The 11,595-nt window shown below is 69.1% G+C and carries 9 protein-coding genes and 1 tRNA gene; 6 read left to right on the forward strand and 4 right to left on the reverse strand.

The features are described 5' to 3' along the window. Positions 1–4 precede the first annotated feature (4 nt). From ACWD4G_RS14130 to ACWD4G_RS14150, 5 genes are all read left to right on the forward strand, one after another. On the forward strand, positions 5–292 hold the full coding sequence (locus ACWD4G_RS14130) for a DUF7848 domain-containing protein (protein WP_451292966.1): 288 nt from the start codon (positions 5–7) through the stop codon (positions 290–292). Between the two features lie 340 nt (positions 293–632). Beyond that, positions 633–724, forward strand: a tRNA-OTHER gene (locus ACWD4G_RS14135). A gap of 658 nt (positions 725–1,382) precedes the next feature. Then, a complete protein-coding gene (locus ACWD4G_RS14140) occupies positions 1,383–1,979 on the forward strand; it encodes a TetR/AcrR family transcriptional regulator (RefSeq protein WP_451292967.1) in 597 nt (198 codons plus the stop codon). Between the two features lie 119 nt (positions 1,980–2,098). Then, positions 2,099–2,491 (forward strand): peptidase inhibitor family I36 protein, encoded by a 393-nt coding sequence (locus ACWD4G_RS14145; RefSeq protein ID WP_451292968.1) that lies wholly within the window; start codon positions 2,099–2,101, stop codon positions 2,489–2,491. A gap of 112 nt (positions 2,492–2,603) precedes the next feature. After that, on the forward strand, positions 2,604–4,013 hold the full coding sequence (locus ACWD4G_RS14150; protein ID WP_451292969.1) for a hypothetical protein: 1,410 nt from the start codon (positions 2,604–2,606) through the stop codon (positions 4,011–4,013). On the opposite strand, the gene ACWD4G_RS14155 is transcribed toward ACWD4G_RS14150, so the two are convergent. Together ACWD4G_RS14155 and ACWD4G_RS14160 are read right to left on the reverse strand one after the other, a co-directional pair. Beyond that, positions 3,958–5,775 (reverse strand): DUF2264 domain-containing protein, encoded by a 1,818-nt coding sequence (locus ACWD4G_RS14155; protein WP_451292970.1) that lies wholly within the window; start codon positions 5,773–5,775, stop codon positions 3,958–3,960. The two genes, ACWD4G_RS14150 and ACWD4G_RS14155, sit on opposite strands and share 56 nt — an antisense overlap. A gap of 270 nt (positions 5,776–6,045) precedes the next feature. Beyond that, complete coding sequence (locus ACWD4G_RS14160; RefSeq protein WP_451292971.1) at positions 6,046–7,101, reverse strand: rhamnogalacturonan acetylesterase; 1,056 nt, start codon at positions 7,099–7,101, stop codon at positions 6,046–6,048. A gap of 264 nt (positions 7,102–7,365) precedes the next feature. On the opposite strand from ACWD4G_RS14160, the gene ACWD4G_RS14165 reads away from it, so the two are divergent. Beyond that, positions 7,366–9,075 carry a rhamnogalacturonan lyase B N-terminal domain-containing protein gene (locus tag ACWD4G_RS14165; protein ID WP_451292972.1) on the forward strand — a complete coding sequence of 570 codons (1,710 nt, stop codon included), beginning with the start codon at positions 7,366–7,368 and terminating at the stop codon, positions 9,073–9,075. A 2-nt stretch (positions 9,076–9,077) separates the two neighbouring features. On the opposite strand, the gene ACWD4G_RS14170 is transcribed toward ACWD4G_RS14165, so the two are convergent. Together ACWD4G_RS14170 and ACWD4G_RS14175 are read right to left on the reverse strand one after the other, a co-directional pair. Further along, positions 9,078–10,490, reverse strand: a complete 1,413-nt coding sequence (locus ACWD4G_RS14170; protein ID WP_451292973.1) for an RICIN domain-containing protein — start codon at positions 10,488–10,490, stop codon at positions 9,078–9,080. Positions 10,491–10,508: 18 nt separating this feature from the next. Beyond that, positions 10,509–11,588 (reverse strand): glycoside hydrolase family 43 protein, encoded by a 1,080-nt coding sequence (locus tag ACWD4G_RS14175; RefSeq protein ID WP_451292974.1) that lies wholly within the window; start codon positions 11,586–11,588, stop codon positions 10,509–10,511. Positions 11,589–11,595: the final 7 nt, after the last annotated feature.

Raw genomic sequence — 11,595 nt, forward strand, 5'->3', positions numbered from 1 at the left:
CGAGATGACTCGCTCACGGATCAAGCACGTCACCTACCGCATTCGTCAAGACGACTTGGCCGAGTCGGAATTCGAGGCTCGATGCGTCTTCGGTGACGAAGTCGAGTGCGGGGCCGAGTCCGGCCGTCGACCAGAGTCATCTCAGGTCGACGAGTGGCAACGCAAGCACACCCAGGCCACACGCCACAACCGCTACCGGCGATCGATGTCCGACTACCAGATCTGGGAGCCGACCGAAGACGTACCTCCCCCGGTCCAGCCCGAACGGGCCGGGAAGGCATATCGAGCGTGAACTCGATGGCCCGAGAGTTGGACGCCCTCGATCTCCTTCGCAAGGCCGGCGCCCCCTTCCCTCTATGAGTGGACTGTCGGTGTCTCCCTTGCCCCAACTCCCGCTCCGCCGGTCCATCCCCGCTTCCCCTTCCCGGCGGAGCGGGGCTCACCCTCCCGAGAGACCCATGGCCTGTCCGATTCCGCAGGGCGGTGAATGCGCCGGCTGCGGCCAGTGCAGCCCTGAACTGTTCCTCCCCATGCAAGCGCCCTACTTCGATCCCGTCACTCCTGGCGGGGACGACGACCCGTACGAGCAGGCCAACGAACACCCCCGAGTCTGAGGCACCTACGGTGCCCACCCTCTTGTAGCTCAGCGGCAGAGCACTGACGCACGCGCGGCTTCGAGCATGAGCCGCGTGCAGGGGCCCCGGTTCGAGTCCGGGCAAGGGGGCGTCGCCCAACTGTACGTAAAGCGGCGGTAGTTGGGCGTCCCGACCGATGCGGCACTCAGCGGTCGGGCGGTATTGACCGACATTTGACCGATGTCGGAGATGCGGATGAAAGGAGGTGCCCATGAGGTGCACACTGGGAACTGTCCGTGGCGGTGACGACGACAACCAGGGCAATAGCCCCGGCGACCCCGGCAACCCGATGCCGTCACCGGAAGACGACCCGCCGACCCCTCCCCCGAACGGGTGATCGTATGACGAATCGCTACAGGCCGATGACTCCCAAGGAGTTGGCCGAGGACGAGCGGCGCATGGATACCAGGGGCGGGCGACGCTTCTGCCCGCAACATAGGGATCAAGAAATGATCCCGTTGATCCGTGGCACGCTCGACTTGTGTCCGCTGGCCCACGATCAGGCCGGTAGCGACAAGTCCTGACGCCCCGAAGGGCCCTCGGTACCCGCTGCCATCCCTGCGGCGGGTACCGAGGGCTCACTCGTGTCAGCGCGTGCAGTGCACCCGCGGGCTTCATCGGCGACCGGATTCGAACCCGAGCACGGCGAAGGGGCACCCTGGAGGGCAGGCCGCCGACGACCAGAGCAGACATGATCGCGCGGACCCGCCCGACCAGACCCGCCCCAACAGACCCGGAGGTGTTCCGATGGCCCGTGCCGGACTCACGGCCGATCGTGTCGTCGAGGCCGCGGCCGATCTCGCGGACGAGATCGGCTTCGAGAACGTCACCTTGTCCGCCTTGGCACGGCGCTTCGGGGTGAAGGACGCGAGCCTGTACTCCCATGTGAGGAATCTCCGGGACCTGCGGACCCGCATCGCCCTGACGGCCGGCGCCGAGATGATCGACCGGATCGCCGAGGCGGTCGCGGGACGCGCCGGCAGGGACGCCCTGGCCGCGTTCGCCGACGCCTACCGGGCCTACGCGTTGGAGCACCCCGGCCGATACGCGGCCACCCAGATCCCGGTGGACCAGGACCTGATCGCCGACACCGCCGCCCTGCGCCGCACCGCCGAGATCACCTACGGCATGCTCCGCGCCTACGACCTGGACGAACCCGACCTCACCGACGCCGTGCGGCTGCTGCGCAGCACCTTCCACGGCTACTGCGTCCTGGAGGCGGCGGGCGCCTTCGGCGCACCCCGCGACGTACAGCGCTCGTGGGACAAGTCCGTCGAGGCCCTGCATCTGGCGCTCACCCACTGGCCGCGCGAGGACAACCCGGCGTCCCCCGCCTCTCTGTGAGGCATGAGCGCCACCATCCCTTTGGCATCACCGACCACCACCGACCCGTGGCGGGGGCCCGGAGTCAACCTCGAAGGTTCCAGGTACGGGTGCGGGCGGGATTCGGTCACGATGCGTCCATGACGATTCTGTTCAGGGGTATCCGCACCAAAGCGGCCGCCGCCGTCGGCGCCGTGGCGCTCGCAGGCATGGGAGTCACACTCGGGGCGACGCCGGCCCACGCGGCCAAGTCCGACTGCCCGTCGGGGGCGCTGTGCGTCTGGACCCAGACCAGCTACGGCGGGACCCGGGGCCAGGTGTTCGGGAACAACGCCGACCTGACGATCTACTACGCGTTCAACAACGCGAAGTCGCTGTACAACCACGGCAACTCCTGCGACGTCACCATCTACACGGGCAAGAACTACAGCGGCTACAGCATGACGATCGACCGTGGGGACGCCTTCAGCCTGAGCGAGAACAGCGTCTTCTACAACAACATCTCCTCCAACAAGTGGACAAACTGCTCCTGACCGTCGGGCCGGTGTCCGAGCGGGAGGTCATGCTGTTCGGCGGTGGGTGAGAAGCTCAAACATTTTTTCGCCACGGCGGCAACCTCTCACCCCCCGGCGGCGACCTCAGGGCATGACTTCCGCAACACCCACCCCCTCCGCCCCGTCCGCGCACCGTCGTAGACGGGGCTTTCGCAAGCCCGTCATCGGCTCGCTCGCCGCGGCCTCCGTGCTGGCCGGTGCCTGGTACGCCACCGCCGGGGCCGCGCCCACGACCACCGCGGCCACCACAGGTCTCACCGCCACGAACACGACCGTGAGCCTGCCCGCGAAGTTCCCCTATCTCTCGGCCGGCTACAACAACAGCCGGGAGTGGACGCGTACGGCGACGGCCGTGGCGCCGAACGGCACGCTGCGGGTCGCCTGGCCCGCCTCGGACGGCATCCATGTCACCCCGCTCACCTCGGCCGGCAAGCGCTCGGGCGCGGACACCGTGGTCAAGGGCGCCAAGGAGGTCGGCGGGCTCGTCGCGCACAACGACGGGTTCGCGCTGCTGACCCGGGTCGCCGACAGCAACAAGTGGAAGGAGACCGCCGCCGCGCTCGTCCGCTACAGCAACGGCAAACAGGCCTGGCGCACCAAGCTCACCGGCACCTCCAGCGATGACACCGCCCCGCTGCTCGACGGGCAGCTCGCCTGGAACGGCAAGAAGTACGGCGCCTACTTCGTCGTACACGGCGCCGGGGGCTTCGCCGACGGTCACTTCGGCGACAAGCTCGCCTACGTCGGCCCCAAGGGCAAGAAGCTCAGCGGTGGCTGGGGCTGGGGCTGCTCCCACAACGAGGGCATAGCCCTGCGCGCCGAGACCTCCGGCGCCTTCACCTCCCTCTGCTTCGACGACTGGCGTTCGGGCCTGTTCGTGTCGACGGGTATCGCCGCCCCCGACAACGCGCCCGTCGTGCAGCGCGAGCAGTGCTGGGCCGGCTACTGCGGCGGCACCTTCGCGGGCCGCACCGGCGAGATCGTGAAGTCCTCCACCGGCCGTTACGCCACCGCGTTCGCCTCGCGCGGCGCCGCCTCCGCCAAGAAGAACCCGGAGGACTCCAGCGGCCGCGGCTGGACGGTCAAGCCGAAGACCAGCACCCACCAGGTCGCCATCGCGTTCCTGAAGAACCGCAACACGCCCTCCGGCAAGACGGTCTACCTCACCTCCGCCAAGGGCACCGAGCACGTCAACGTCCACGTCGCCCCGTACGGCAAGAACCGCCTCCTCGTCTCCTACGAGACCCTGAAGAACGCCAAGTGCGCGAACGGCACCTGCACCGGCACCTTCACGGGCACCCACTTCCGCCTCGTCGACTGGAACGGCAAGCTCCAGGGCGCCGACAAGGTCGTCAAGGAGCGGATCAGCGGTGATGTCGCGGTCCTCAAGGACGGGACCCTGACCTGGGCGTACGCCGCCGTGACCCCGTCCTACTCGTCCCCGCTCAACGGGGCGTCACCGACCACGAAGACCCTGAGGATCGCCCGTCTGAAGCCGTGAAGAACGTGAACCGCTGAGGTCGCGGGTCGCCGTCGGCCCAGCTGACGGCGACCTCGAAGGTCCCCTGCCCCTCCCACACCTCCACGGACACCCGTCCGGGGAGGGGCAGGGACTCGGCCGCCGGGTCGGCGGTGAGACGGGCGAGAGCCACGAAGAGGGTCGCGCCCTCGGCACCCGTCTCACCGATGAGCCCCGGCCCGGCACCCGTCCCACCGGTGAGCCCCGGCCCGGCCCCGTCCGGCGACAGCCCCCGCACCGGGAGGAGTTCGGTCTGCAGCCCCTCCGCCCCGGCCCACCCCGTCACCCGTACCGGAGTCCCGGGTGCCGCGCCGCTCACCAGTTGGGCCCGCACCTCGGCCGCGCCCCGAGCCACCACCAGGCTGGTCACCCGCACGTCGCTGTCGTCGCTCTCGTCGCCGACCGAGTGCCGGGACGCGGCCCAGCCCTCCCCCACCCCCAGCGGCTCGATACCGACCCGGCTCGCGTCGCCGCCGACGATCACGCTGTTGTCGTACGACTCCGCGGGCTCCGCCAACGGCACGGGCACCGTCACCGTCGAGTACGCCAGCCTCGTGTAGAACGGGTCGTAGCGGACGTCCTCGCTGCCGTGGTTGTGGAGGCGGACGACACCGTCCGAACCGGTCGACTGCAGAAGCCAGTTGGGCGGACCGACGGGCCGCAGCTCGTCCTCCCGCTCCACCGGACCCGCCGCCTCCGTCGCCGTCCACACCTCGTGCTCCGGCGGCAGCAGCAGGCCCAGGAACCCCTTGCTCGCCCAGTACGGGGACGCCGGTCCCGAATAGCCTTGGAGGACGGCCGAGTCGGGCCCGTGCCAGCCCAGCGACAGCAGGCCCCGGTCGTCCACGGCGCCCCGGTCGAGGAAGTACTTCAGCGCGCCGGAGGCCAGGCGCCTGGTCTCGCCCGGCGACAGCGGCGTACGGCCCGTCAACGCGCCCAGCCACAGCGGGACCGTCGTCGCGAAGCGGTACGTCAACGAGCGGCCCTGGTGCAGGGGGGCGCCGTCACCGCCGAACAGGCGGGCGTAGTCGGCGAGATGGTGCGACAGCCGGCCACCGTACAGATCCAGCAGGCGTTCGTCGTTCGCCAGCCAGGCGTGCAGCACCGGGTAGAGGTGCATCGCCCAGCCGTTGTAGTAGTCGAACTTGCGGCCGTCGCCGTCGGTGTACCAGCCGTCGCCGAGATACCACTGCTCGATGCGATCGAGGCGGTGATCGATGACGCGGCGGGCCAACTCCGGTTCATGGCCGATCTCCTCCAGGAAGCCGCCGACCGTCACCGGGAACAGCTCCCAGTTGCAGGGCCAGGGTTCCGCCGTGAGCGCGTCGCCGAGCCAGGCCGCCGCGCGCTGACGTACGGAGTCGTCGAGGCGGTCCCACAGCAGGGGGCGGGTCAGCCGGAGCGCGAAGGCGATGGACGCGGCCTCCACGAGGGGTTGGCTGCGGTCCCCGATACGGGGCCAGACGCCCGAGACACCGGCGGCCAGTCCGTCGCCGTACCGCGCCAGCGCCTTCTCGTCACGGCGGAAGGCCGCCAGCAGCAGCGTACGGGCGTAGCCCTCCAGCCCGTCCGAGAGCCGGCCCGACCAGCTCGTACGGTCGCCGGGGAGGTGGTAGAGCGCGCCATCGGCCGTGGCGTACGGCTCCACGGCGCTCAGCAGCGCGTCGGCTGCCGCCTCCCAGTGGGCGCGGGTGTAGCCCGTGTACGGGCTGAGGGTGCGGTTTTCTTTGGGCTGGGAGGTCATACGTGCGCCTTCTGACAAGGGGTTCGGGGTGGTTGGGTGAGTAGTTCGACTGCGGGCCGGTGGGGGTTTCTCGCGCAGTTCCCCGCGCCCCTAAAAGACACGGCCCCTGCGGGCCGAAAAGCAAGGGGCGCAGCCCCTGCTTTTCAGGGGCGCGGGGAACTGCGCGAGCAACCACCCACAACCCGCACCCGCCAACCAGCCCCCACCACCCGAGCTCTCCCGCGTTTCGAACCTGGAGCGCCCCGGTTCCGGTCGGGGCGCCCCAGGGGCTCAACCCTCCCTCGTTTTCCCCTCCGGGAGGAGACCCCGCGCGACGAGTCCGTCGCGAACGAGCCCGGCGTACACGCTCGCCCCGTGCACGGACGTGTGCGTGTTGTCGCGCTTCTCGTTGTAGAGGTACAGCGCCTTGGACCCCTCGGTCCCCAGCGACTCGACCAGCGCCTTGGTCTGCGTGGTGAGGTCGATCAGCGGTACGTCGTGGTCGGCGGCCACCGAGCGCGTCACCGCCGGGTGGTCGACACCGAGCCCGTTCACCAGCAGCGCGGTCCCGTTGTTCAGGGTGCCGTCGGCGTTGAACCAGCGGCGCACGATCGGGGTGACCAGCACCGGCCGGCCGCCCTTCTCCCGGACGCCCGCGACCAGCGTCTCCAGGTTCGCCCGGTACGTCGCCTCGTCGGTCTGCTTGTCGTTGTGGGCCAGCTGGATCAGGACCAGGTCGCCCCGGCGGATCAGCGGTTGGACCGTTCCCCACAGCCGTGCGTCGGCGAGGTACGACACCGTGCTCTCGCCGGAGTCGGCGTAGTTGGCGACGGAGACGCCCTTGCGCAGGTACTGCGGAAGCTGCTGGCCCCAGCCCGAGTACGGGTCGCCGGGCTGGTCGCACACCGTGGAGTCGCCGACGAGGAAGATCTGCCGGGCGTGCCTGGAAGGGGTCACCCTGATGTCGGCCAGCGCGGGTGCCGAGCCGCCGATGACGAGGTCCAGGCCGGGGGTGCCCTCCGCGCCGGTCGGCTCGCCCTCCGGCGTACGCACGTCGACGGTGAAGCTCCGGGAGACGACCTCCCCCGCCGCCGTCGCCGTCTCCGGCAGCAGCGAGCGCCGGGTCTCACCGGCCACACGCGTGCTGCCCGCGCTCTCCCCGCCGAGGCGGACGGTCACGTCGTACGTCCCGGCGGGCACGTCGAAGTGGCAGGCGTTCGCGGCGCAGTTCTCCAGGCCCAGTGCGACGGGCCGTCCCCGGTTCGCCTGGGCCGCCGCCGGTCCGGCCGTGAGGACGGTGCTGCCCAGGGTCGCCACGGTCACGGCGGCGACGGTGAAACGTCTCATTGCGGCTCCTCGACGGGCTCGGCGGACACGGCAGGCACACCAGACACAAACAGACACGACGGCTCGACACGGGTGGCAGGGGTGACACGAGTGACAACACCCCGGCGGGTGGACGGTACATCTTTTGGCAAGCGCTTTCTAGATGTCGTGCCGATTTCACAAGGTTGCCAACTTCCTCCCCACGAAAGCCCTTTCGCGAAAACGATTCAACTGTCACCCTTCCGAATCACCCGCACTCCCCCCACACCATCGAGGAGGACCCCCATGTCCGAATCCATCGACAGACCGGCCCCCACCCCCGGAACCGCCCCCGCCCACGGTCTCGGCCGGCGCGGCTTCGTCCTCGGGACGGCGGCCACGGCGGCCGGGGCCGCGCTCGCCGGGCCGCTGGCCGGTACGGCGCGCGCGGCGGCGTTCGGCTGGTCCGACGACGGCACCAACTACGTGATCGACACCGGCGCCAACCTGGTGTTCAAGGTCAGGAAGAGCAACGGCGACCTGTCGTCGCTCGTCTACCGGGGCACGGAGTACCAGGGCTACGGCGGGATGAACTCCCACATCGAGTCCGGACTCGGCAGCTCCACCGTGACGATCCAGCAGTCCGGCTCGACCATCCTCGTCTCGGTCGTCTACGGCACGCTCCGGCACTACTACGCGGCCCGCAGCGGCGAGAACAACATCTACGTGTGGACCAACAAGGCCGACACCTCGGTCTCGGCGACCCGGTTCATCCTGCGCGTCAAGGCAGGCATGTTCCTCAACGACGAGCCCGACTCGTACACGTACACGAACAGCACCATCGAGGCCTCGGACGTCTTCGCGAAGTCCGACGGGCAGACCCGCTCCAAGCACTACTCGAAGCTGCGGGTGATGGACTACGACTACGTCGGCTGGTCGGCGAACGGCGTCGGTCTGTGGATCGTGCGCAGCAACCACGAGAAGGCCTCCGGCGGCCCCTTCTACCGCTCCCTGCTGCGCCACCAGAGCGCCGACGGCGGCGGCCTCTACGAGATCCTGTACTACGGCCAGAACCAGACCGAGGCCCAGCGTTTCGGCCTCCAGGGCCCGTACGTCATCGCCCTCACGGACGGCGGTGCGCCCTCCTCGTCGCTGTTCCCGGGCACGCTGACCACCTCGTGGGCGGACTCGCTCGGTATCTCCGGGTATGTGGGCGCGGGCGGCCGGGGCCGGGTCGCGGGCGTCGGCATCACCGGGCGGAACACCTCGTACGCGTACACGGTCGGGCTCGCCAACTCGGCGGCGCAGTACTGGGGTTCGGCACGCTCCTCGGACGGCTACTTCTCCATCGGGGGTGTGCTGCCGGGGACGTACACGCTGACCGTCTTCAAGGCGGAGCTGGCGGTGTACACGGCCTCGGTGACGGTCACGGCGGGCGGTACGACGACGCTGAACACGATCGCGATCCCGTCGTCGAACGACCCGTCCAACGCGAGCGCGATCTGGCGGATCAACGACTGGAACGGCACGCCCAGCGGCTTCAAGAACGCCGATCTGATGACGTACGCGCACCCGTCGGACGTCCGGGCCGCCTCCTGGACCGGCAATGTGGTCATCGGCAGCGGCAGCGAGACCTCCGCGTTCCCCTGCTACCTCTGGAAGGACGTCAATAGCGGCATCCTCGTCTACTTCCGGCTGACCGCCGCCCAGGCCGCCGCCGCGCACACCCTGCGGATCGGTGTGACGACGGCCTACGCCAACGGCCGGCCGCAGATCGAGGTGAACGGCTGGACCTCGGCCATCCCCTCCCCGCCCACCCAGCCGAACACCCGCTCGCTGACGAACGGGTCCTACCGGGGCAACAACAACACGTTCGCCTACAGCGTGCCCGCGTCCGCCTGGCTGACGGACACGAGCCAGTACAACATCCTGAAGATCAACGTGGTGAGCGGTTCGGGGACGACCTCCTATCTGAGTGCGGGGACGGCGATCGACGCGATCGACCTACTCGCCTGAGATCACGTCCCGCGCGTCCACTGCTGGTTCGTACCGCCGTTGCACGTGTATGTGATGACGGCGGCCGAGTCGGCGGTGGACGCGCCGTTCACGTCCAGGCACTCGCCGGTCGCTCGGGAGACGACGTTGACGTAGGAGCCGGAGGTGACCACGGACCACTGCTGGTTGGTGGCCGAGGAGTCGCAGTTCTCCTGGGTGACGTTGGTGGCGTTCTCCTGGACGCACAGGGAGCTGTGGCGGGTCACCAGCTGGTAGTAGCCGCTGCCGACGGACTTGAACCAGTACTTCTGGTTGTTGCCGCTGTTGCAGGTGTACTGCTTGATCTGGGCGGCGGCCCACTGCGACTGACTCGTGACATCGGCGCACTTGGAGGAGTGGCGGGCGATCAGCGTGTTGTAGGTGGCGCTGGTGCCGGTGAGCGTGCCGGTGGCGGTGTCCACGGTGATCTCGGGCGACCAGGACATGGACATGGTGGTGGAGGTCGGGAAGGTCAGCGGCAGCCAGACATAACGCGAGTCGTTGACCGTGCCGCCGAAGGAGTTGCCCCAGCGGTCGCCCATGTAGAGGTACGAGGTGGTCGACGTGCCCTGCACCGGGAGGACGTACGCGGTCTGCGAGCCGAACGTCGTGGAGTCGCCGACGTTGGCCATGGCCGTCCAGGGGCCGGCGATGTTGGTGGCGGTGGCGTACTGCTGCTGGTTGGGGTTCCAGCCGGTGGCACCCGAAGTGAGCATGAAGTAGACGCCGTTGCGCTTGAACAGGGCCGGGGCCTCGCGGTGGCCGCCGTGCCAGGGGTCGGCGACGAGGGCGTCGATACCGGTGTAGTCGGAGGTCAGCCGGTAGATCTGGAGGTCGTAGTTCTCGCGGGCCGCCGAGATCATGTAGCCGGTGCCGTCGGTGTCCACGAAGACGGTGATGTCACGGGACATATGGGTGTCCAGCGGGCGGAAGCTGCCGAGCCAGGTGTAGTCGCCGTCGACGGTGTCGGAGACGGCGACGGCGGCGCGGGCCTCGCTGTAGTCGACGCCGTTCTCCTTGTGCATCCACATCACGAACTTGCCGGTGGACGCGTTGTACATGACCTTGGGCCGCTCGATGTTGGCGGTCTGAAGCTCGGGGTCGGTGGCCTCGGTCAGGACGTGGTTGCGGAACTCCCAGTTCTTCAGGTCCGTGGAGCGGTACGCCGAGACGTACCGGAAGGTGTTGTCGGAGTTCCGGTTCTCGCCGAACCAGTAGTAGTACGAGCCGACCTTGATGACCCCGCCGCCGTGGGCGTGCAGGGCGCTTCCCGAAGTGTCGGTGAACTGGGTGCCGTTGGGGATGGTCTGCGCGGCCGCCTGCGCCGGGCCGGCGGTGACGAGGGCGCCGGCCAGCGCCATGCAGAGCGCGACGAGGATCGCGTACACACGTCTCATGTCAGTCACTTCCCTTCTTCAGTTGCTCGGGGTGTCGGCTACGGGGATGCCGAAGTCGGGGGTGCCGTCCGGCTTCCAGCCGAGGCGCTGGATACGGGTGTGGCGGTTGGGGTCGTTGAGGGGGTCGCCGACGATGTCCTTGTACTGGCGGGCGTGGTAGACGAGGACATCGGTGCGGCCGTCCTCGGCGACGGTGAAGCTGTTGTGGCCCGGCCCGTACTGCCGGGTGGTGTCGTTGCTGGTGAAGACCGGTGTCGGGGACTTCGACCAGTTCGCCGGGTCCATGAGGTCGGCGTCGGCGTCGATGGTCAGCAGGCCCATGCAGTAGTTGAAGTCGGTCGCGCTCGCCGAGTACGTCATGAAGAGGCGGCCGTTGCGCTTGATGACGGACGGGCCCTCGTTGACCTTGTAGCCGATCACCTCCCAGTCCAACTCCGGGGTGGTGAGCCGGACCTGAGGTCCCGTCAGGGTCAGCGGGTCGGCCATCTTCGACAGCCAGAGCGCGGTGTTGTTGTTCATGCCGGGCTCGTGCTGGGCCCAGGCGAGATAGCGGGAGCCCCGGTGGGTGAAGGTGGTGGCGTCCAGGGAGAAGGTCTCCCAGGCGGTCTTGAGCTGGCCGCGCTCGACCCAGGTGCCCAGAGACGGGTTGGGGTGGGAGTTCTCAAGCACCCAGATGCGGATGGCCCAGATGTCCTCGGCGGGCGCGGAGGCGAAGTAGATGTACCACTTGCCGTCGATGTGGTGGATCTCCGGCGCCCAGATGTGGGCGCCCATCACGCCGGTGTCGTGCTTGCGCCAGATCACGGACTCGGCGGCCGTGGACAGTCCGCGCAGGGTGCGGGATCTGCGCAGGATGATCCGGTCGTACTCGGGCGCGGTCGCCGTGAAGTAGTAGAAGCCGTCGCGGTGGCGGTTGATGTGCGGGTCGGCACGGTTGCGGACCAGCGGGTTGACGTACGGGGCGGCGGCACCCGGACCGGCCGGGGAGCTCGCCGCGTGGGCGACCGACGGCAGGGCGGTGAGGGCGCCCGCGGCCATGGCCCCCTTCAGGAGCAGCCTGCGATTCGGGGGTTCGGGCAGGAGGTTGTCGCGGCTCATACGGTCT

The organism is Streptomyces sp. NPDC002643 (assembly GCF_053592555.1).

What these genes read in the sequence shown, in the direction of transcription:
- ACWD4G_RS14160 (WP_451292971.1), bottom strand. Translation starts at nt 7,101, where the DNA reads ATGAGACGTTTCACCGTCGCCGCCGTGACCGTGGCGACCCTGGGCAGC.
- ACWD4G_RS14155 (WP_451292970.1), bottom strand. Translation starts at nt 5,775, where the DNA reads ATGACCTCCCAGCCCAAAGAAAACCGCACCCTCAGCCCGTACACGGGC.
- ACWD4G_RS14140 (WP_451292967.1), top strand. Translation starts at nt 1,383, where the DNA reads ATGGCCCGTGCCGGACTCACGGCCGATCGTGTCGTCGAGGCCGCGGCC.
- ACWD4G_RS14150 (WP_451292969.1), top strand. Translation starts at nt 2,604, where the DNA reads ATGACTTCCGCAACACCCACCCCCTCCGCCCCGTCCGCGCACCGTCGT.
- ACWD4G_RS14175 (WP_451292974.1), bottom strand. Translation starts at nt 11,588, where the DNA reads ATGAGCCGCGACAACCTCCTGCCCGAACCCCCGAATCGCAGGCTGCTC.
- ACWD4G_RS14165 (WP_451292972.1), top strand. Translation starts at nt 7,366, where the DNA reads ATGTCCGAATCCATCGACAGACCGGCCCCCACCCCCGGAACCGCCCCC.
- ACWD4G_RS14145 (WP_451292968.1), top strand. Translation starts at nt 2,099, where the DNA reads ATGACGATTCTGTTCAGGGGTATCCGCACCAAAGCGGCCGCCGCCGTC.
- ACWD4G_RS14170 (WP_451292973.1), bottom strand. Translation starts at nt 10,490, where the DNA reads ATGAGACGTGTGTACGCGATCCTCGTCGCGCTCTGCATGGCGCTGGCC.
- ACWD4G_RS14130 (WP_451292966.1), top strand. Translation starts at nt 5, where the DNA reads ATGACTCGCTCACGGATCAAGCACGTCACCTACCGCATTCGTCAAGAC.